Genomic DNA, 20,968 nt, shown 5'->3' on the forward strand with positions numbered 1-20,968 from the left:
TATGCTGTTTTTTGCTTCATCAATTCGAGAAGAACGTCTGATGCGCTATAAGCAGCTGGACCTTAACCTGCTGGTTGCGCTGGACGCGTTGCTTCAGGAGCAGAATACGACCAAAGCCGCGTTGCGTCTCAATATCAGTCAATCGACGATTAGCGGGATGTTGGGACGGCTTCGTACACATTACGGCGACCAATTATTAGTCCCGGTAGGCCGTCGGATGCAATGCACTCCACTGGCGAAAGAACTCGCTGCCCCGGTTCATGAACTTCTACGTCAAATCGACAATACGATCACATTTCAACACAAGTTCGTGCCGTCTGACGAGCAGCGAAATTTCCGAATAGCCGCATCAGACTACGCGATATCGCTGCTGCTTGCGCCCTTGATTCGACGCATGCGGACATTGGCGCCACGCATCACGTTTGAATTGATCCCATTGTTCGCATCGCCGGGTGATATCTTGAAGGACGGCCAGACGGATCTTGTAATAATTCAGGAAGAGTTTGCAAGCGAAGAGCAACCGCAAGAGCATCTTCTGTCGGATAGCTATTGCTGTGTGATCTGGACCGGCAACAGCAACGTGGGGAAGTCGATCGATATACAGTCGTTCGCTGCGGGCGACCACGTAACGCCACTATTCGGCCTATTTCGTACCGGCGCGCTGGATGAGAGCATTTTTCATCGATACGGCATCGAGCGCCGATTGCAAGTGACCACGCACGACTTTGCGTCAATGGCGCAGATGGTGGTTGAGACTGACCTCATAGCAACCATGCCAACCCGTCTTGCCACAACTTGTGCCGAGCGATATGCAGTGAGGCTAATGACGCCGCCGATGGCACTTCCGGCGATACGCCTTTGCATGCAATGGCACCGCCACCTTACCGAAGACCCGTGTCATGGCTGGCTACGCGACGAACTTTCCGCTCTTGCGCGAATGATGCCGAAGCCAGGCATGACGTGGCCAAGTCCATCGCCGGCTTCTACAACTGCGAACGCCCGCATTCTGGATTGAGCATCTGCTGGCGTTGCCGCGTTTGTTCGACCAGATGCCGACAGGCGGCGTGCGTATAAGCGTCGGTTGTCGCAACGTCCAGGTTCGCAGTTACCGATCCGGTCAGCGATGCTTCGATGCCCTGCGCACGCGCCGCGTCGCGCCGCGCTGTCCAAGAGTATCTATCCGGTCGTCGCCCGAAAGCGGCTGAAACCCGCATAGAGCACCTCAAGAAACCCACCGCACAAACGTCGCGCCACCGCCTCAGTAGTAGTACGCAGAGCGATACCGCTTGAATACTGAGAGAGCCTTTTAAGGGGGCCTGCCCCAAGCAAGGCTACTTTGTTTGGGCTATACTTGCCCAACTCCTATACAAGAGTTAACCCCAGTTTCGATGGACGCCAGGGATATTGACTGGCCCGCCTGACTCTCCTGTCAACGCGTTATATCCTTGTTTGCCAGCCCACGATGCCGCTACGATCGAGACCCGGTCGCAGCGATGCATCGGCCTTGCTATTGCGTCGGTTGCCGAGGCTTGTTGCGGTTGATTGCCGCGACAGATCCCGACAACCCGTTCTCTATTGGCGCTTCCTGTTGCTTGCGGAATGCGCCATTACCGAACCGTTGAATTTTTAAATCAGATGTTGCATGCCAGGCCATCGCACACATTTTTTCAGGTGATACTCGTATGCGCAACTCGCTATTCGTCGTCCTTTCTTGCTTCGTCGTTGCTTCGTGCTCGAAAGCGCCCGCTCCATCCAATGACAAGCCGGTCGATGTTGTCCTGATCGGTGCCGGCGTCATGAGCGCCACGCTCGGTACGATGCTCAAGGAACTCGATCCGGAACTGACGATCCAGATGTACGAACGCATGGATTCGGTCTCGGCCGAAAGTTCGGATGCCATGAACAACGCCGGCACCGGTCACTCCGGTTTCGCCGAGCTGAACTACACGCCCGAAATGCCGGACGGTACCATCGAGACCAAGAAGGCGGTCGACATCAACGAGCAGTTCGAAGTGTCGAAGCAGTTCTGGGCCTACCAGGTGCAGAAGCAGTATCTCGGCGCGCCGCAGACCTTCATCAACAATGTGCCGCACATGGCCTTTGTCTGGGGCGACGACAACATCAATTTCCTGCGCAAGCGCTACGCCGCACTGCAGAAGGAAAACCTGTTCAAGGGCATGCTGTATAGCGAAGACCAGGCAGAAATCAGCAAATGGGCGCCGCTGGTCATGAATGGCCGCGATGCAGCGCAAAAAGTGGCTGCTACCCGCATGGAAATCGGTACCGACGTGAACTTCGGCGCCCTGACCCGCAGCATGGTCAAGCACCTGACCGGCACCCACGGGATGACGCTGAACCTGCGTACCCAGGTCGAAGACATCAAGCGCGGCGAAAACGGTCTGTGGAACGTCACCGTCAAGAACCTGGCCGACAACAAGGTCTCGACCGTGAGCACGAAATTCGTGTTCATCGGTGCTGGCGGCGGCGCACTGCCACTGCTGGAAAAGACCGGTATTCCTGAAGCCAAGGGCTTCGGTGGCGTACCGGTCGGTGGCCAGTGGCTCGTCACGACCAACCCGGCGCTGATCGAGGCGCACAACGCCAAGGTGTATGGCAAGGCATCGGTCGGTTCGCCGCCAATGTCGGTGCCGCACCTGGACACCCGCGTCATCGACGGCAAGAAAGCCCTGCTGTTTGGCCCGTTCGCGACGTTCTCGACCAAGTTCCTGAAAAACGGTTCGTGGATCGACATGCCAGCCTCGGTCAACACCGGCAACGTGCGTCCGATGGTGCAAGCCGGTGTCGACAACATCCCGCTGACCAAGTACCTGATCGAGCAAGTGATGCAGTCGCAGGAAGACCGCGTGGGAACGCTGCGTGAGTACCTGCCGGAAGCCAAGCTGGAAGACTGGAAACTGGTCAACGCAGGTCAGCGCGTGCAGATCGTCAAGGACGATCCGGCCAAGGGCGGCCTGCTGCAGTTTGGTACCGAAGTGGTGGCATCGGGTGACGGTTCGGTCACCGCCCTGCTGGGCGCGTCGCCAGGCGCCTCGACCGCTGCGCCGATCATGCTGAAAGTGATCGCGGCATCGTCGTTCAAGGACAAGCTGAAGACGCCTGAGTGGCAAGCCAAGATGAAGGAAATGATTCCTTCGTACGGCCGCAAGCTCAATGGTGATGCAGCGTACGCCAACCAGATCCGTCAGCAGAGCAGCGCTGTCCTGGGCCTGAAAGCCATCACGCTCGACGTGACGGCGGCATCGCAAGAGTAAGCAAGACTGTCAGCCAGACCGTCGTAGCAATGACAAAGGCCCCGGTGCTTCACAGCGCCGGGGCCTTTGTCGTTGTACGGTGCAGGGCGTGTTATTTGCGTGAACGAAGGGCTTCGAGCTCGGCCCGCAATGCGCTGCGCTCGGTGCGCGACGTGTCGAGTTTCGTCTGCATTTCCTTCAGCTCGCTTGCCAGGTTGTCGCGCTCGGTCGTGGCGCCGATCAGGTCCATCTGGGCCCGCAGGCGCGCATCCGACTCGGCCGCCGTTGCCGTCACATTGCGCTCGAGCTGCTGGCGCAGATCGACCAGTTGCGCATCCTTGCCGTCGATCGCCAGCTGGTCCTTGGCCTTGCCGACCAGGGCGTCGGTGGCGATCTGGCGGGCGTTGCGCAGCTCGGCCGTCAGGCGCTGGATTTCTTCGTCGCGCTCCTCGGCCATCGACTGGGCATGGTCGCGCGCGGCCTGGGCTTGGTCCAGATCGGCCTGCAGCGCCAGCTTCTCGCTGTCGGCCGTTGCCAGTGCGTCGCGCAGACCGGCGCCGGCATCGTGCGCATACTGTTGGGCCCAGGCACTCAGCTCAGCGAGCAGGGCTGGGGGCATCTCGGCCTTTGGTGGGGCGGCCATGGCAGTGGTCATTGCGCGTCAGATCGTGTCGTGAAGAGACGTTTATCATACGCGATAGTTTCCAATGAGAATTAAGTCCCCCACTAAATAGCACCAGTGTGTTGCGCGGTTGCTGGGTGTAAAACGCTGTGCATACAGCGGCATGGCTGAGTATTCAGACTTATCCACAGGTTTATCCCCACTGGGTCGGCAGCGCCTCTTCATGCCATCACGGCCAGCAATTCCAGCTTGAGTTCCTTCAAGCCTTCCGGCGCGTAGATCGAGATCGACTGCGCCTTGAGCATGCGCTCGAACATCGGCCCTTTCGATTCGAGGCTGAAGTAGCAGGTCTCGGGCCGTACGGGGATCGCGGCCGGCGGCTGCGGTGAATATTGCAGGCGTACGCCGGGCAGCGCCGAGAGCACGAATTTTTCGACGTCGTCCGGCGCCCCGACCTTGAAGCGCAGCGGTACGATGTCGATCAGTTCGAGCGCCGCGATGTCGGCCGATACCGCGATATAGAACGTGGTGGTGTCGTCGATCTTGCCCGAGTCGAGCACCCCGAGGTGGTACGACGGGCGCACCTCGCTGAGCGCGATGCCGAAGTACTTGGCCGAGATGACCGTGTCGAGCAGTTCGCGGATGATCGCGTGCAGCGTCGCAAAAGCGGGGCCGGGATCGCCATGCTGGTAGCTCGGCAGGTCGGCCAGGGTCCAGGTTTTCGAGAACGTCATCAGGCCGCCGGCCACGTCCAGCAGCGACTGGAACAGGCGCTCCGGATGCAGCGCCGGATGATGGAAGTGGTGCGTCAGCGCCGCGTAGGCCGAACTGGCCGTGTGCAGCAGCCAGAACGACGACATGTCGCCCGAGCGGAATTCGATCACGTTGCGGGTGGGTTCGCGGTGGTGGCCATACAGCGCGCCCACCTTGGCCTGCAGCGCATCGAGCAGGCGCCGCAAGGCCTGGAACAGCACGGGCGAGGCGCCCACCGACAGGGCCGGCGGCACCAGGGCCGGATCGGGCTCGAAGCCGCCGGTCGGTGTGCGCCGCACGCGCAGCAGCGGGAAGTGGATGTAGGCGTCGCGCGGCTCGAACTCGGCCACCAGGCGCAGCGCGCGCCGCAGGTAGGCCAGCTGCACCGGCGCGGCTTGCGTGAACAGGTCGGGCGCTTCCAGGTTCGCCTGCATGAACCGCGCTGCATTGTCGGCGGACGTCGCGGCCTGCCCCGGCTGCACGAAATTGGCATTGAAGGGCTTTAAGCCCGGCAGCGCCGCGTAATACGTCACCCCCTGCACCGTTTGCGCCAGCGTGCTCAGGTCGATCGTGGCGGGTAGCTCGTCACTGCCGGGCGCCTCGTACAGTTCGCCATCCTGGAAGCGCAGCGCCAGCCCGGTCACGCGCAGCATGCTGCTGGCCAGCGCTTCGCGGTCGATCTCGCACAGCTCCACGCCCCAGGCATAGGGATGGACCGCCTTGACGCTCTTGAACAGGCAATGCTCGTGGTACGCATCCTGGCGCTGGAAGTGCTGGGGGCGCAGCAGCAGACCTTCGCCCCAGAGAACTTTGCTCGTCATGGTGCTGCCTTTCCAGTTGTTATGGCCGAAAAGAAACAATAACGACGACATAGAGTTGCCCACGTGAAGTTCATCAACGTTTGGCGACGAACCCCATGGCAACATGCGATTGGTTTTCATCACGCAACATTCCCCCTCTCCCTCCTCCAGCCTCACCGCAAAGGAACGCCTCATGAAGGGATACACGCCGGATCTGTTCGACCGTCTGCTCGGCCAGCCGGTACGCAAAGGCGTCGTCGTCGCGCGCCTGAATGCCGACGAGTTGAAGGACGCGGTGGCGCGCGACCTCGAGGCGCTCCTGAACACGCGCTCGATCATCCAGGAGGGTGAACTTGCCGGCTACACCGAATGCAAAACGTCGATGGTCGATTATGGCCTGTGCGATTTTGCCGACCGCTCGCTCTCGAGCCCTTCCGACCGGGCCCACATCTGCGCCTGCATCGAAGCGGCCATCACGCGCCATGAGCCGCGCCTGACCGATGTGAAGGCGCAGCTGGCGCTGCGCGACGATGCGGCCGGCCCGTCGATCAATCGCCTGAGCTTTTCGATCACGGCGGTGCTGGTGGGCAGCATATCGCAAGAGCCGGTCAACTTCGACGCCGTGCTGCAGCCCTCCACGCTCCAGTACAGCATCCGCAAGGCCGGCCGCGCAGCAGCGCCGGCTGCCGCAGCGCCGGCTGCCGCAGCGCCGGCTGCCGCAGCGAAAGAGGCCTGAAATGGACCAACTGCTGCCCTATTACGAAAGCGAACTGGCCTACCTGCGCCACAACCTGCGCGAATTTGCCGAGCGCTATCCGCGCGTCGCCGGACGCCTGTTGATCAGCGGTGAAGTCTGCGAAGACCCGCACACCGAACGCATGATCCAGTCGTTTGCGTTTCTCAATGCGCGCATTGCCCGGCGCCTCGACGACGATTATCCCGAGTTCACCGAAGCGCTGTTCGACGTGCTGTACCCGCACTACCTGCGGCCTTTTCCATCGTGCTCGATCGCGCAGATCGACGTCGCCAGCACCACCAACACCACCAGCACCACCAGCACCACCAGCACCGCTGCCAGCCAGCAGACGGGTGTGACGACGATCGAGCGCGGCGCCTCGTTCAACACGCGGCCCGTGCGCGGCGTGGAATGTACGTTTCGCACCGTGTATCCGGTGACGATCGCGCCGCTGGCGATCACGCGCGCGGCGTTCTCCCCGATCATCGGCGCGCCCGACACGGTGCGCTTGCCGGGCGGCGCCACGGCCAGCATCAGCCTGCGCCTGGCCATCACCTGCGACGGGCGTGGCCTCGATGCGCTGGCGCTGCCGGCGTTGCGGCTGTTCCTCGATGGCGAGCCGTCGCTGTGCGCGGCGCTGCGCGACGCGCTGCTGGTACGCACCGTGGCCGCCTACGTGCAGGCCGATGGCGGGCACTGGATCGCGCTGCCCTCACTGCCGGTGCGCAGCGCCGGCTTCGGCGACGACGAGGCATTGATCGATTTCCCGGCGCGCTCGCACGCCGCCTACCGCCTGCTGACCGAGTACTTCTGCTTTCCCGAAAAATTCAACTTCGTCGACCTCGATCTGGCCATGCTGACGGCCGCCCTGCCCCGCGGTACGCGCGCGCTCACGGTGCACCTGGCGTTGGCCGGCATCCGCAGCGACTCGAATCTGGCACGCATGCTGGGGACCCTCTCGACCAACAACCTGCTCACGGGCTGCACGCCGGTCATCAACCTGTTCCCCCAGCGCGGCGAACCGATCCAGCTGACCCACGCCAAAGCCAATTACCCGGTGCTGGCCGATGGGCGCCGCGCCTATGGCTACGAGGTCAATGCGATCAACGACGTCAATATGGTGCGCCAGACGGTCCAGGGCGAAACGATCATCAAGTTCCAGCCTTTCTATTCGCTCAAGCATGCGCAGACGCCGCAGCACAATGGGCACTACTGGGCCATGGCGCGCGATGAAGCGCTGGCCGAACGCAGCCCCGGCTTCGAGACCCAGATCACGATCGTCGACATCGACTTCGACCCGGCCAAGGTCGAAAAGACCACACTCAATCTCGAACTGACCTGCACCAACCGCGACCTGCCATCGCTGCTGCCGTACAACCAGCCGGGGGGCGACCTGTTCACGGAAGGCGGCTCGGGCACGCACGCCATTGCCTTCCTGCGCAAGCCCACCCGCACCTGGCGCTTCGCGCGCGGACGCAGCGCGCAGTGGCGCCTGATCTCGCTGCTGTCGCTGAACCACCTGTCGCTGGCCGATGGCGGCGTCGACGCCTTTCGCGAAATGCTGGCGCTGCACGACGTGCCCCGCTCGGCCGCCTCGACGCGCCAGATCGGCGGCATCCTCGCGATTGCCTATGCGCCCACCAGCGCCTGGTTGTCCGGCAATCCCTTCAATTGCCTGGTGCGCGGGATCGAGGTGCGCCTCGGCATCGACGAAGAAGCGTTCGTCGGCAGCGGCATCCACCTCTTCGCCCACATCATCGAGCGCTTTTTGGCGCTGTATGTGCACGCCAACAGCTTCACCCAACTGGTGATCGTGTCCCATCAATCGTCAGAGGAGCTGCTGCGATGCGCACCCCGAAGCGGCGATCTGAGTCTGCTGTAATCGAGCAGCTGTTTTGCGAGCCCTGGCGCTTCGATTTCTTCCAGGCGGTGCGGGTGCTCGAGTTGTGGCTGCGCCGCCGCGGCCAGCCACCGGGCAGGCTGGTGGCCGACATGCTGCGCTTCCAGAATTCGATCTCGCTGGGTTTTCCGGCCAGCCAGCTCGAAAGCATTCACGCCGACGTGCGCGACCTGTCGATCGGCATGCCGTTCGCGCTGCCGATCGACGCTGCCGCGCTGGCCAACGCGGTGCAGGAAGGCACCCTGCGCCATGTGCGCCTGACGCCGGCCTTCATGGGCCTGCTGGGCTGCAATGGCGTGCTGCCTGCGCATTACACCGAGCGCATTGCCGCGCACCAGGCGCAGCACAAGAACGAGGAAGACGACGACGGCCCGCGCGCCTTCCTGGACGCATTCTCGAACCGCTCGCTGGCCCTGTTCTACGAAGCCTGGCGCAAGTACCGTCTGCCGCTGAAGTACCAGCTCGATGGCCAGGATGCGTTCCTGCCCCTTTTGATGAGCCTTGCCGGGCTGGGTGACGAGGCGCTGCGGCGGCGCCTGGCCGACGTGGGCGATGGCGCCGTGCTGGATGAATCGATCGGCTATTTTGCCGCGTCGATCCGGCACCGGCCGGTCTCGGCCGTGCAGCTCGCGCGCGTGCTGTCAGAATATTTCGGCCAGCCGATCGTGGCCGAACAATTCATCGGCGCCTGGTACGACATTCCGGCCGCGCAGCAATCGATGCTGGGCCAGGACAGCGCCGTTCTTGGCACGCGCGCGCTGGCCGGCGCGCGCGTCTGGCAGCGCACGCTGCGCCTGCGCCTGATCGTCGGGCCGCTGGCGCATGCGGGCTTCCAGGCCTTCCTGCCGGGCGGGCTTGCCGCGCGCGCGCTCAAGAGCGTGCTGGCGCTGTTTACCGGCGTCGCCCTCGAATACGAAGTCGAGCTGGTGCTGCGCGCGGCCGATGTCCACAACACCACGCTGGACGCCGTCAGCCCGGGCCGGCTGGGCTGGGACGCTTTTTTGGTGCTCGATGCGCCGCCGGGCAACCGGCACGATGTGCGTTACGACCTGCATGCCACGCCGTCCCCGATTGCCCAGACACAGCCCGCCGCATCGCCGCCGTTCGTTGCGTGACAAACGCACCCCGTGCATCCTGATGGCGTATCCTGACGGTTGTGGGGCATCACGCCTCGATGGACTGGAGTGGTGATGAGCGAACAGATCATCTCGGCGATCAAGCTGGGCGGCCAGCAGCTGGCGGCCGTCGTGACGCTGGCGGGACCGGAACGCTACGAGTATTTCATCCGGCGCGCGGCCGAGGCGCGCGAAGTGTGGGGCCTGTACCAGGATGGCTGGGCACTGGCCAAGACCGACGACGGCACCCTCGTGTTTCCGATGTGGCCGGCCAACGAATACGCCACGCTGTGCGCCGAATTCGAATGGGACGGCTACGACGCGCAGGCGTTCTCTCTCGAAGAACTGATCGAAGAACTGCTGCCGCAGCTCGAAGAAGACAGCGTGCTGCCGGGCGTGTTCTATACGCCCGGCGACAAGGGCATCACACCCACCGTCGCGCAGCTGATCGGCGACCTCGAGGACGAACTGCGCCGCAACTGATCGCTCTGGCCAGGCGCCGGTGTCACAGGCCCGCCAGCAGCGCCTCGACCACGTCGAGCTGCACCGGTTTGGTCAGGTGGTGGTCGAACCCGGCCTCGTTCGAGCGCAGGCGGTCGCTCTCGGCGCCCCAGCCGGTCAGCGCCACCAGCACAATGTCTTCCAGGCCCGGCGTGGCGCGGATCGCGCGCGCCGTCTCGTAGCCGCTCATGCCCGGCATGCCGATGTCCAGAAACGCCACGCGCGGGCCGAACGCCTGCGCGACGGCCAGTGCCTCGTAGCCGTCGTGCGCCACCCGGGGCTTGTAGCCCGAGATCTCCAGGATCATCGACAGCGTCACGGCCGCATCGACATTGTCGTCCACCACCAGCACCTTCAGGCCACCGGCCGCGTTATCAGGCGCCGGCGCAGGCTCACCTGGCGCCGCCTTGGCCGGCGCCTCGACGGCCAATGGCAGGCGCACCGTGAAGATGCTGCCGGTATTGGCGCCGGCGCTGGTAGCGGCGACCGAGCCACCATGCATCTCCACCAGGCGCCGCACCAGCGACAGGCCGATGCCCAGCCCACCCTGCGAGCGGTCGACCGTGCGGCCGATCTGGCTGAACATCTCGAACACGCCGGCCAGCGCATCGGCGGCGATGCCCACGCCGCTGTCGCGCACTGTGATCACGGCGTCAAGACCCTCGCGTCGCGCCGACAGGGCGATCTGCCCGCCCGGCGGCGTGTACTTGGCCGCGTTATTGAGCAGGTTGGCCACGACTTGCGCGATGCGGGTGGCGTCGGCGTCGACCGGCAGGGCCGCATCGGGCACATCGAGCGTCAGTGCGTGCTGGCCCGCTTCGATCAGCGGCATGCTCGTTTCGACCGCGCTGGCCAGGATGGATGCCAGGTCGGTGCGCTGGCGCTTGAGTTCCAGCTTGCCGCCACTGATGCGGGCGATGTCGAGCAGGTCGTCGATCAGGTGCACCATGTGCCCGACCTGACGCTCCATCATGTCGCGTACCTTCGCCATGGCTGCCGGATTGTCGCCGCTCAGGCGCATCACCGACAGGCCGTTCCTGATCGGCGCCAGGGGGTTGCGCAGCTCGTGCGCCAGCGTGGCCAGAAATTCCGTCTTGCGGCGGTCGGCCTCGGCCAGATCGTCGGCCAGGCCGCGCAGCGTCGATTCCGACTGCTTGCGCACCGAGATGTCGTTGAACAGGAGCCCCACCTTGCGGCTGTCCGCACCGCCAATGCGGGTCGCATAGACGTCGAACCAGCGGCCCATGGCCGGCGCCTCGTTCTCGAAGCGCACCGGCTCGCCCGTGAGTGCCACGCGGCCATAGGTGTCGAACCAGAACTCGTCGAGCCCCGGCAGCATCTCGCGCGCAGTGCGGCCCACGGCGTCTTTCAGGCCCGTGTGCGCCTGGAAGGTCGGGTTCATTTCCAGGAAGCGGTAATCGATGGGCCGGTCGGCCTCGTCGAACAGCATCTCGAAAATGCAGAAGCCTTCGTCGACCGAGTTGAACAGGGTGCGGTAGCGTTCTTCGCTGGCGCGCAGCTGCGCGACCATTCGTTCGCTCTCGATGTTTGCGGCCTGCAGCTGGCACAGCAGCTGTTCGCGCTCTTCGCTGGCGTTGCGCTGCTGCGTGATGTCGCGCGAGATCACGAGCAGATGGGCGCGCAGGTCATCGTGGCTGGCGGTGCGCGTGATCACCACGTCCCACCACTTGGGCGTGCCTTTGGCGGTGGGACAGGCGGCAACGAAATGGCCGATACCGCCGGCGCGCGCCGTCTCCAGCGCCGCGCGCACGGCATCCTGGGATTCGGCTGGCCAGAATGCTATCCAGGGCTGGCCGCGCAGCCCGTCGATATCGTCAATCTCCATCACGCTGCGGCCATTGCAGTTCATCGCGAGGATGGCGCCATCGGTGTCGAGCAGCTTGACGCAGTCGGGAATGGCTTCGAACAACGCCCAGCCGAAGGTGACTGCGTCCTGTGCCGGCATGGTGTCGCGGGTTTCCTGCATGTGTGACCTTCCGGCTATGCCTCCAGCTAGGGAGGACGTTAAAACAATATCAACAGGAAATTTTACCCAGATCGGCGGGACCTTGCAGTGTTTATGTATGCGCCGTGCATCCGGCAGTGGCGTATTCCCCGTTCATGTCATCAAACTGTGATCAAACTGTCACGCAGGCGTCATCTTGTCTTACTACTATTCACGGGCTTTCCCTTATCCACACAACAAATACAGGATCCATCCCGTGAACAAGCCGACCGATCTCGCCCGCCATGGCGCCGACCATGACGATATCGACCTGAATACCTCGTCGAACGAGCAATTCAGCACTGTCATGAACGCCCGCCTGAGCCGCCGCAACATGCTGCGCGGCGGCGCCGCCACGGCTGCCACCGCGCTGTTGAGCACCTTCGGCCTGACCGCGTGCGGCGGTTCGGATGATGATCCTGTCACAGCGGCCCCACCACCAGTGGCCACGACGCCGCCAGCGCCGGTTGAAAAGCTGCTGGGCTTTACCGCTGTCGGCAAGAGCCTGGCCGATACCGTCGTTGTCCCGGCCGGTTACACCGCGAGCGTGATCTACGCGCTGGGCGACCCGCTCGCGGCCGGCACCGCCGCCTACAAGAACGACGGCACCGATACCGATTTCGAAAACCGCGCGGGCGACCACCACGACGGCATGGAATTCTTCTCGCTGTCCGCCGACGGCGCCGTCTCGACCACCGGCGTCACGCGTGGCCTGCTGGCCATGAACCACGAAGCGACCACCAACGAAGGCCTGGCCTCGTTCTTCGTGCACGCCAATGGCGGCACCAACACGCTGCCGCGTCCTGCGCTGGAAGTCGACAAGGAAATGGCGCTGCACGGCCTGTCCATCGTCGAAGTGCGCACCAACAACGGCAAGTGGGAATACCTGCAGAATTCGAACTTCAACCGCCGCGTGCACCAGCAGACCGAAGTCCAGATTTCGGGCCCGGTGCGCGGCAATGCGCTGGTCAAGACCAAGTACTCGCCGGACGGCACCAAATTCCGCGGCACGCTCAACAACTGCGGCACCGGCCGCACCCCGTGGAACACCTATCTGTCGGGCGAAGAAAACTGGGCCGGCTACTTTACCCGCTCGGCCACCGACAACGCGGCGCGCGGCGACAAGAGCGTCGCATCGCTCAATCGCTACGGCATGGCGCAGGGCGCGGCCTCGCGCCACGGCTGGGAAACGGGCGGCGCGGACGACAAGTACGCACGCTGGAACATCAGCAAGTCGGGCACGTCGCCGGATGGCACCGATGACTACCGCAATGAACTCAATGGCGAAGGCTACATCATCGAGATGGATGCCTACGACAAGACCCGTCCACTGAAAAAGCGCACCGCGCTGGGCCGCTTCGCGCACGAAAGCGCCGCCTTTGGCCGCCTGCTGGCCGGCGCGCCGCTGGCCATCTACATGGGTGACGATTCGCGCGGCGAGTACATCTACAAATTCGTCTCGAGCGCACCATGGAACCCGGCCGATGCAATCGCTGCCGACCGCATCGCCACCGGCGACAAATACCTCGACAGCGGCAAGCTGTATGTGGCCAAGTTCAATGCCGACGGCAAGGGCAGCTGGATCGAGCTGAATATCGCCAACGCCGCGATTGCTGCTTACGCCAACTACAAGTTCGCCGACCAGGCCGACGTGTTCGTCAACGCGCGCCTGGCGGCCGATGCCGTCGGCGCGACCAAGATGGACCGTCCTGAATGGTGCTCGGTCAACCCAGCCAACGGCGAGATCTACTACACGCTGACCAACAACAGCAACCGCCGCGCCGAACCAAGCGGTTCGAGCCAGGTCGGCGTGGACGCAGCCAATCCGCGCGCCTACACCGACATGAAGGGCACCACCGCCCAGTCGGGTAATCCGAACGGCCACATCATCCGCATGAAGGAAGACGCCGCCGGTTCGACCGCCACCACCTTCAGCTGGGACGTGTACCTGTTCGGCGCCGAAGCGGCGGCCGCTGCGAGCACGATCAACCTGTCCGGCCTCTCCGCGGACCAGGACTTCTCGAGCCCGGACGGCATGTCGTTCACCGTCTCGACCGGTATCTGCTGGTTCCAGACCGACGATGGCGCCTACACCGACGTCACCAACTGCATGATGCTTGCCGGTTTGCCAGGCACGGTCGGCGACGGCAAGAAGGTCACCGTGCCGAACGCGAAGGCCGACGGCTCGGTCCTGAACGTCGACACCTATGTGGGCAAGGCCGCCACGGCGGACACGCTCAAGCGCTTCCTGGTGGGGCCGAAAGGCTGCGAGCTGACCGGCATCGCCGAAACGCCGGATGGCAAGGCGCTGTTCGTCAACATCCAGCACCCGGGTGAGAACACCGCTGCCGCCAACATTGGCGACGTCACGAAGTACACGAGCCAGTGGCCAGCCAACGCCGGCTACGGCGCGGGCAAGCGTCCGCGTTCGGCGACGCTGGTCATCACCAAGAACGACGGTGGCCGTATCGGTTCATGATCGCCTGATCTGATATTTGCCTGACCTGAAAGGCCGGCTGCTAGCGCAGCCGGCCTTTTTTCATTGCGGCGCCTGCCCGCATCGGGGTGGCGCTCCGGCGGCGCTGTTCAAGGCTGCGCGAGCGGCAGCAGCGCAGCGCCCGCGGCCTTGAGCAGCGCCGCGCCCATGCGTTCGAGCCGCGGCGGCTGGATGCGCCACGCGTGCCAGTACAGCGGCACGTCGTGTGCGATGGCGGGCGACAGGTCGACCAGCTCGCCGGTCTGCAGCAGCGCCGCACACTGCTCGTGCGGCAGCATGCCGTAACCCAGTCCGAGGCGCACGCTTTCCGCGAACGGATCGCTGGCCGGCACGTAGTGAAACGGGTACGCGCCTTCCGGCAGCCCGAATTGCGTGAGCAGGAAGGATGACTGCATCGCATCCTTGCGATCGAAGACCATCAGCGGCGCGACTTGCGCGGTGGCGCGCGTGATCCCGTTGGGGAACCAGCGCTGCGCGAACGCGGGCGAGGCCACCAGCCGGTAGCGCATCACGCCGAGCAGGCTGGCGCTGCAGCCGCGCATCGGTTCCGGCTCGCCCGAGATGCAGGCCACCGCATGGCCGCCTTCGAGCAGCGAGAACGTGTGGCCCTGGTTGTCGAGGATGAACTCGACCAGCAGCCCTTCGTCGATCAGGATGGGCGCCAGCACGGGCAGCAGCCAGGTTGCCAGCGTGTCGTTGTTGACGGCCAGCGTCACGCGCGCCGGGCCCGGGTCGCCCGCCATCTCGGCCAGAAACTCCGATTCGAGCAGCGTGGAGCGGCGCAGGTATTGCAGCAGCCGCGCGCCGGGCGCGGTCGGGCGGCATGGCCGGCTGCGTACCAGCAGCGGCGTGCCCATGTCCTGCTCCAGCGCCGAGATGCGCTGCGAGACGGCCGATGGCGTGATCCTGAGCTGGGCGGCGGCGGCTTCCAGGCTGCCGGCGTCGATGGCGGCGAGGAAGGCAGCGCTGCGGCGAGGGTCGAGCTTCATCATTAGCGTTTCTTACGGTGCGTGAATAATCATGAATATAATTGAAGTGGACCCCATGAGCTGGAATAGTGGCTGCTTTCGCTCGGAGGCTGCCATGTTTTCGCAACAGATCTATCTTCAGGGGCTGGGCCTGGGCGCTGGTCTCATCATGGGCATCGGCGCCCAGAACGCGCACGTGCTGCGCACCGCAGTGCGGGGCCGGCACGTGCTGCCGACGGTGGCCACTTGCATCGTCGTCGATGCGATCCTGATCGCAGCCGGCACCAGTGGCCTGGGCGCGCTGATCGAAGCGTCGCCGATCCTGATGCCGCTGGCGCGCTACGGGGGCGCCGCGTTCCTGGTCTGGTACGGGCTGCGCTGCTGGTCGAGCAGTTGGCGTGGCGGCGCGACCTTGTCTGGCGACGCGGCAGCGCAGGCGCAGACGCTGGGCGCGGCGCTGGCAACCGTGCTGGCGCTGTCGCTGCTCAATCCGCACGTGTATCTGGACACCGTGGTGCTGCTGGGGGCGGTCGGCAGCAGCCTGGCCGCGAGCGAGCGCAGTTCGTTTGCGCTGGGGGCGATCACGGCTTCCGCGCTGTGGTTTTCAGCGATCGGCCTGGGGGCACGGCGCTTTGCATCGACACTGGCGCGACCGGGCGTGTGGCGCGTGATCGAGGCGCTCACGGGCGCCGTGATGCTGGTGCTGGCGGTGCTGCTCGTCCTCGACAGCTGAGGCAGCAAAAAAAGTGGATGGACCGGGTGCCTGGCGGTGTAAAGTTGCATTTTGTCCATCCAATTTCGAGGAGCTGGCTTGAACCGCAAGAACCGTTTGGCACTGAATCTGATGGCCCTGTGCATGGCCACCCTGGGCTGGTCCGGCGTACACGCCGCCGACGTCATCATCAGCGCCGAGCGGCTGCTGGACGTGAAAACCGGCCGCATGATCGACAAGCCCGAGATCCTGGTACGCGACGGCAAAGTCGTCAGCATCGGGCGCGCGGGTAGTGCAGGAGGCGCAGGTGGTGCGGTAGCCGCTGGCGAAGCCGCCACGCGCATCGACCTGCCGGGCATGACGCTGCTGCCCGGCCTGATCGACATGCACGTCCACCTCGATTCCGACCCCACTTACGGTGGCTACAGCAATCTCGAATACAACGACCGCTTCTGGTCGGCGCTGGCCGTGACGCATGCAGGCAAGACGCTCGACGCGGGCTTTACCACGGTGCGCAATCTGGGCGCGGCCGACTGGAACGACGTCGGCCTGGGCCAGGCGATCGCCGCCGGCAAGGTGCGCGGTCCGCGCATCATCCCCGCCGCCTGGTCGTTCGGCCCAACCGGCAGCCACTGCGACAGCACCTACTTCCCGCCATCGATGGACCAGAAAGGCCCGTACAACGCCGACGGTCCGGACGAAGTGCGCAAATCGGTGCGCTCGCTGCGCAAGTACGGCGCCCAGGTCATCAAGGTCTGCGCCACGGGCGGCGTGTTCTCGCGCAACACCGAGCCGGGCCAGCAGCAGATGAACCTCGCCGAACTGCGCGCAGCAGTCGAAGAAGCGCACCAGTGGGGCCTGCAGGTCGCCGCGCACGCGCACGGCGCCGCCGGCATCAAGGACGCCATCCGAGCCGGCGTGAACACGATCGAACATGCCAGCCTGATCGACGACGAAGGCATCGCCTTGGCCAAGAAGCATGGCGCGTGGCTGTCGATGGACATCTACAACGGCAGCTACACGGCGCTTGAGGGCAAGAAGAACGGCGTCCTGGAAGACAATCTGCGCAAGGACCGCGAAGTGACGGAACTGCAGCGCCAGAACTTCAAGCGCGCGCATGCAGCCGGCGTGAAAATGGTCTACGGCACCGACGCCGGCGTCCACCCGCACGGCGGCAACGGCAAGCAGTTCGCCGTCATGGTCCAGTACGGCATGACGCCACTGCAAGCAATCCAGAGCGCGACCATCAACGCCGCCGAAGCACTGGCACGCAAAGACGTCGGCATCATCGAACCCGGCCGCTACGCCGACCTGGTCGCCGTCCAAGGCGACCCAACCGTCAACGTGCGCCTGCTGGAAGCCCCCGCCGTCGTCATCCAAAACGGCACCATCGTCAAACGCACCACCCCCTAAACAATGAGGGTCAGTGTAGAATTAATAAGCAATATCCCTGTATCAAGCTAGTAAATGTTGCAGCGTCAGCAGCGTTGAATCACTTGAACATGCATCAGCTTTAATTGGGGTCAGAGTCGAATTAATTTTCAATTTATTTTCAAAAATTGACAAACAATTCGACTCTGACCCTATTTGTTTTCTTTGAAGTTGATGTGTTCAAGGATGACTTAATTTCGTGGTTGAATTTAGTTTTTCATAGCCATCGTTTTATGCCGGGTTACCCCTTTAAACAATTAGGGTCAGAGTAGAATTAATGAGCAATTGATTCAATTTCCGCACGATGTAACTTTAACCATGAGCTTGGTTTCAGATATTGCAAATCAACTAGGGTCAGAGTTGAATTGAAAAAGAATTGATTAACTGAAGTTGTCAAACAATTCGACTCTGACCCTAATTGTTTGTTTTTAGGAGAAGAAATGAAAGCAATTGTTTATACGCAGCACGGGCTGCCGATCGATGATCCGAAGGCGCTTGTTGAGGTGGAATTGGCGATGCCGGTGGCGGGGCCGCATGATGTGCTGGTCGAGGTGCGCGCGGTGTCGGTCAATCCGGTCGATACCAAGATTCGCCTTGGCGTGGCGGTGACTGAGCCGCGGGTGCTCGGGTGGGATGCCAGTGGTGTCGTGCAGTCGGTTGGCGACAGTGTCACGCTGTTCGCGCCGGGCGATGAGGTGTTTTATGCCGGTTCGCTCATCCGCCCCGGTTCCAACAGCCAGTTCCAGGCGGTCGATGAGCGTATCGTTGGCAAGAAGCCCCGTACGCTCGGCTTTGCCGAAGCGGCTGCCCTGCCCCTGACGTCGATCACCGCCTGGGAGCTGCTGTTCGATCGCCTGCGCGTGCCCGAAGGCGGCGGGGCCGGCAAATCGCTGCTGGTCATCGGCGCGGCTGGTGGTGTTGGCTCGATCCTGATCCAGCTTGCGCGCCAGCTCACCGGGTTGACCGTCATCGGCAGCGCTTCGCGCGATGCGACGCGCGAATGGGTCACCAAACTGGGTGCGCACCATACCGTCGACCACACGCGGCCGATGCAGCCGCAGCTGGCCGAACTGGGCTTCGACCAGGTCGACATCGTCATCAGCCTGACCCACACCGACCACCACTACGCCGACATCATCGATGCCCTCGCGCCGCAGGGTCAGCTGGCGCTGATCGACGATCCGGCCACGCTCGACGCGGTCCCGCTCAAGCGCAAGTCAATCTCGCTGCACTGGGAGCTGATGTTTACGCGCTCGCTGTTCGGCACACCCGACATGGTGCGCCAGCACGAGCTGCTGAACCGCGTGGCCGACATGGTCGACGACGGCCGCCTGACCACGACCCTGGGCGAGCACTTCGGCCCGATCACGGCCGATAACCTGCGCCGCGCGCATGCGCTGATCGAAAGCGGCAAGGCGATCGGAAAAATCGTCCTCGAAAACTTCTGACGCCGGAATCGCTTACCATCGTGGATTGAACAATCCACGAACACCCGTGAACGCGAAAGGACCACCATGAACATTCTGTCGGCCGCCAGGAAACGCCATACCGCCAAAGCCTACGATACCGAGCGCCGCATCCCCGAAGAGGTGATGCAGCAGGTGTATGGCCTGCTGCGTAGCAGCGCGTCGTCGGTCAATTCGCAGCCATGGCACTTCATCGTCGCCAACACACCCGAAGGCCGCGCGCGCATCGCCAAGGCGACCCAGGGCGGCTATGGTTACAACGCCGCCAAGGTCAACGATGCGTCGCACGTGATCGTGCTGTGCGCCCGCGTCGACATGGACGAAGCGCACCTGGAGGCGGTACTGGAGCAGGAAGAACGCGACGGGCGCTTTCGCGACGCGCAGGCGCGCGCCGGCCAGGACGCCACCCGCCGCGGCTATGTTAACCAGCACCGCTACGGCACCAAGGACGTGGCCCAGTGGCTCGAGAAGCAGGTCTACCTGGCGCTGGGCACCGCGCTGGTCGGCGCGGCCACGCTGGAGATCGATGCAACGCCGATGGAAGGCTTCGACCAGAAGATCCTCGACGCCGAATTCGGCCTGAACGAGAAGGGCTTGACCAGCCTGGTGCTGGTGAGCTTCGGTTACTCGTCGCCAGCCGACTTCAATGCGGGTTTGCCGAAGTCGCGCCTGACGCAAGAGGCGACGTTCACCTTCATCTGACCGCTGCGCGCAGTACCCCGCCATCGCATGCGGGTGACAGCATTTTTTCCATGAACACGGACGCGATGCCGATCCCGCTGCGATGCGCGTACACCTCGTCGCGCACCCGCACGAAGCCGGCGCGCTCATAGAACGCCACCGCATTGAGCGACGCCGACAGGAACAGGCGCTGCAAGCCGCATTCTTGCGCCAGCACGTCGAGCCGTTGCAGCAAGTCCAGCGCAATCCCGCGACCCTGATGCGCCGGATCGACAAATGCAGCATCGACTTCGCCGCTGGCCAGATCGAGCACCGCGAAACCGGCCAGCTCACCATCTTCTTCCGCCACCATGGCACCCCCGAGCCTGACCAGTACCGGGAACGACGCCGGCGGCGCACTGGCGCACCAGGTTTCGATCACGGCCGCCGGATAATGCGCCGCGCAACTGGCCCGCACGGCCCGTGTGCGCAGCACCCACAAGGCTGCAAGATCGGCCGCAGTGGCCGCACGACATATCGGCATGTCCCACTCCTGAAGCGTTGGTGAGAGCACATCGTACACGCATCCTGTGCCCAGGAACCGTGCGCCCGAATCCGCATCACGGGCATATGCTGGCGCTGCATTCGTCGAGTCACCTTTACCGGAGCCGCCCATGAAACGCACACCTCTTTTGGCCACCCTGCTGCTCGCCATGTCCGCCAGCGCCGCCGCCCACCACGGCTGGAGCGAGTACGACGCCACCCGCCCACAGCAGCTGACCGGGACCATCGAGGAATCGGGTTACCGCCAGCCTCACGGCTACGTCCGACTCAAGACGCCGGACAAAACCTGGCTCGTCGTGCTGGCCCCACCCGGCCGGATGGAAAACCGCGGCTTGGCCAGGGACATGCTGGCCGTCGGCGGCACCGTCACCGTCGCCGGCTACCCGAGCCGCACCAAGCCCGCCGAACTGCGCGCCGAACGCATCACGGTGGGCGACAAGGTGACGGAGCTGCGCTGAGCGCCGCCCACGCGGCGGCGGCGTGGCTCGCATCGACCCCGCCGGCGCAAGCCTTGCGCGACGGCGCCTGGTTGTACCCGCTCGTCGAGATCGTCCACATCGTGGGCTTTACGGTGCTGGTAGGTGCGGTGGCCATGTTCGACCTGCGTCTGCTCGGCTTTGGCCGCGCACTGCCCGTACTAGCGCTGGCGCGCCACCTGCTGCCCTGGTCGTGGGCCGCGCTGCTGCTGATCGTGCCCAGTGGCGTGCTGCTGTTCTCGACCCAGCCCGAGCTCCTGGACAACCGGGTATTTCTGCTCAAGCTGGTGCTGCTCGGTGCGGCGGGCGGCAATGCGCTGGCATTTCATTTCGGACCATGGCGCGCGGCCGCATCGTGGCCCGCCAAAGCGCCGCTACGCGCCCGGCTGCATGCGGCGCTGTCGCTGCTGCTCTGGATCGCCGTCATCGCCTGCGGGCGGCTGCTGGCGTATGTGTAGCAAGCCTGCCGAACAACCGCCGGGGCTTCGTGCTACAGTCTGTTGCCGCTTTC

Annotated in this window: 18 protein-coding genes; 13 read left to right on the top strand and 5 right to left on the bottom strand. The window is 64.0% G+C overall.

Annotated features, from left to right (window positions below; genetic code table 11):
- Position 1 precedes the first annotated feature (1 nt).
- The gene (locus RCH14_RS09095; RefSeq protein ID WP_343025807.1) at positions 2-1,015 is read left to right on the top strand and encodes a LysR family transcriptional regulator; all 1,014 of its coding nucleotides are present in this window, start codon (positions 2-4) and stop codon (positions 1,013-1,015) included.
- Between the two features lie 667 nt (positions 1,016-1,682).
- Complete coding sequence (gene mqo / locus RCH14_RS09100) at positions 1,683-3,272, top strand: malate dehydrogenase (quinone) (RefSeq protein ID WP_343025808.1); 1,590 nt, start codon at positions 1,683-1,685, stop codon at positions 3,270-3,272.
- A 91-nt stretch (positions 3,273-3,363) separates the two neighbouring features.
- Here the strand turns inward: mqo and RCH14_RS09105 are convergent, their stop codons facing one another.
- Both RCH14_RS09105 and tssK read right to left on the bottom strand, forming a co-directional pair.
- On the bottom strand, positions 3,364-3,894 hold the full coding sequence (locus RCH14_RS09105) for a hypothetical protein (protein ID WP_343025809.1): 531 nt from the start codon (positions 3,892-3,894) through the stop codon (positions 3,364-3,366).
- Between the two features lie 200 nt (positions 3,895-4,094).
- Positions 4,095-5,447 carry a type VI secretion system baseplate subunit TssK gene (gene tssK / locus RCH14_RS09110; RefSeq protein WP_343025810.1) on the bottom strand — a complete coding sequence of 451 codons (1,353 nt, stop codon included), beginning with the start codon at positions 5,445-5,447 and terminating at the stop codon, positions 4,095-4,097.
- A 172-nt stretch (positions 5,448-5,619) separates the two neighbouring features.
- Between tssK and tssE the strand changes: the two genes are divergently transcribed.
- The 4 genes from tssE to RCH14_RS09130 all read left to right on the top strand — a co-directional run bounded on the left by tssE (position 5,620) and on the right by RCH14_RS09130 (position 9,660).
- Entirely contained in the window at positions 5,620-6,162 is a 543-nt protein-coding gene (gene tssE, locus RCH14_RS09115; protein WP_343025811.1) for a type VI secretion system baseplate subunit TssE, read from the top strand.
- 1 nt (position 6,163) lies between these two features.
- Complete coding sequence (tssF, locus tag RCH14_RS09120) at positions 6,164-8,044, top strand: type VI secretion system baseplate subunit TssF (protein WP_343025812.1); 1,881 nt, start codon at positions 6,164-6,166, stop codon at positions 8,042-8,044.
- Positions 8,008-9,177: a type VI secretion system baseplate subunit TssG gene (gene tssG, locus RCH14_RS09125; protein WP_343025813.1), complete on the top strand. Its 1,170-nt coding sequence runs from the start codon at positions 8,008-8,010 to the stop codon at positions 9,175-9,177. The genes tssF and tssG overlap by 37 nt, the downstream gene beginning before the upstream one ends.
- 75 nt (positions 9,178-9,252) lie before the next feature.
- The gene (locus tag RCH14_RS09130; RefSeq protein ID WP_183554928.1) at positions 9,253-9,660 is read left to right on the top strand and encodes a DUF2750 domain-containing protein; all 408 of its coding nucleotides are present in this window, start codon (positions 9,253-9,255) and stop codon (positions 9,658-9,660) included.
- A 22-nt stretch (positions 9,661-9,682) separates the two neighbouring features.
- Here RCH14_RS09130 and RCH14_RS09135 read toward each other — a convergent pair whose 3' ends face one another.
- Entirely contained in the window at positions 9,683-11,665 is a 1,983-nt protein-coding gene (locus RCH14_RS09135) for an ATP-binding protein (protein ID WP_343025814.1), read from the bottom strand.
- Between the two features lie 235 nt (positions 11,666-11,900).
- On the opposite strand from RCH14_RS09135, the gene RCH14_RS09140 reads away from it, so the two are divergent.
- On the top strand, positions 11,901-14,162 hold the full coding sequence (locus RCH14_RS09140) for a PhoX family phosphatase (RefSeq protein ID WP_343025815.1): 2,262 nt from the start codon (positions 11,901-11,903) through the stop codon (positions 14,160-14,162).
- 107 nt (positions 14,163-14,269) lie between these two features.
- On the opposite strand, the gene RCH14_RS09145 is transcribed toward RCH14_RS09140, so the two are convergent.
- Entirely contained in the window at positions 14,270-15,169 is a 900-nt protein-coding gene (locus tag RCH14_RS09145; RefSeq protein WP_343026029.1) for a LysR family transcriptional regulator ArgP, read from the bottom strand.
- A 94-nt stretch (positions 15,170-15,263) separates the two neighbouring features.
- Between RCH14_RS09145 and RCH14_RS09150 the strand changes: the two genes are divergently transcribed.
- The 4 genes from RCH14_RS09150 to nfsB all read left to right on the top strand — a co-directional run bounded on the left by RCH14_RS09150 (position 15,264) and on the right by nfsB (position 19,459).
- Positions 15,264-15,881 (top strand): LysE/ArgO family amino acid transporter, encoded by a 618-nt coding sequence (locus tag RCH14_RS09150; RefSeq protein WP_343025816.1) that lies wholly within the window; start codon positions 15,264-15,266, stop codon positions 15,879-15,881.
- A 78-nt stretch (positions 15,882-15,959) separates the two neighbouring features.
- Positions 15,960-17,273: an amidohydrolase family protein gene (locus tag RCH14_RS09155; protein ID WP_343025817.1), complete on the top strand. Its 1,314-nt coding sequence runs from the start codon at positions 15,960-15,962 to the stop codon at positions 17,271-17,273.
- Between the two features lie 458 nt (positions 17,274-17,731).
- Positions 17,732-18,739: a zinc-binding alcohol dehydrogenase family protein gene (locus tag RCH14_RS09160; RefSeq protein WP_343025818.1), complete on the top strand. Its 1,008-nt coding sequence runs from the start codon at positions 17,732-17,734 to the stop codon at positions 18,737-18,739.
- Between the two features lie 66 nt (positions 18,740-18,805).
- Positions 18,806-19,459: an oxygen-insensitive NAD(P)H nitroreductase gene (gene nfsB, locus RCH14_RS09165; protein ID WP_343025819.1), complete on the top strand. Its 654-nt coding sequence runs from the start codon at positions 18,806-18,808 to the stop codon at positions 19,457-19,459.
- Here nfsB and RCH14_RS09170 read toward each other — a convergent pair.
- Positions 19,452-19,961, bottom strand: a complete 510-nt coding sequence (locus tag RCH14_RS09170; protein ID WP_343025820.1) for a GNAT family N-acetyltransferase — start codon at positions 19,959-19,961, stop codon at positions 19,452-19,454. The genes nfsB and RCH14_RS09170 overlap by 8 nt on opposite strands.
- A gap of 130 nt (positions 19,962-20,091) precedes the next feature.
- Between RCH14_RS09170 and RCH14_RS09175 the strand changes: the two genes are divergently transcribed.
- Together RCH14_RS09175 and RCH14_RS09180 are read left to right on the top strand one after the other, a co-directional pair.
- Positions 20,092-20,439 (top strand): DUF6152 family protein, encoded by a 348-nt coding sequence (locus RCH14_RS09175; protein WP_343025821.1) that lies wholly within the window; start codon positions 20,092-20,094, stop codon positions 20,437-20,439.
- Positions 20,440-20,492: 53 nt separating this feature from the next.
- Positions 20,493-20,915: a hypothetical protein gene (locus tag RCH14_RS09180; protein WP_343025822.1), complete on the top strand. Its 423-nt coding sequence runs from the start codon at positions 20,493-20,495 to the stop codon at positions 20,913-20,915.
- The last annotated feature ends 53 nt before the right edge of the window (positions 20,916-20,968 follow it).

It is taken from the genome of Massilia sp. MP_M2 (assembly GCF_039123635.1).
Classification (GTDB): Bacteria; Pseudomonadota; Gammaproteobacteria; order Burkholderiales; family Burkholderiaceae_D; genus Telluria.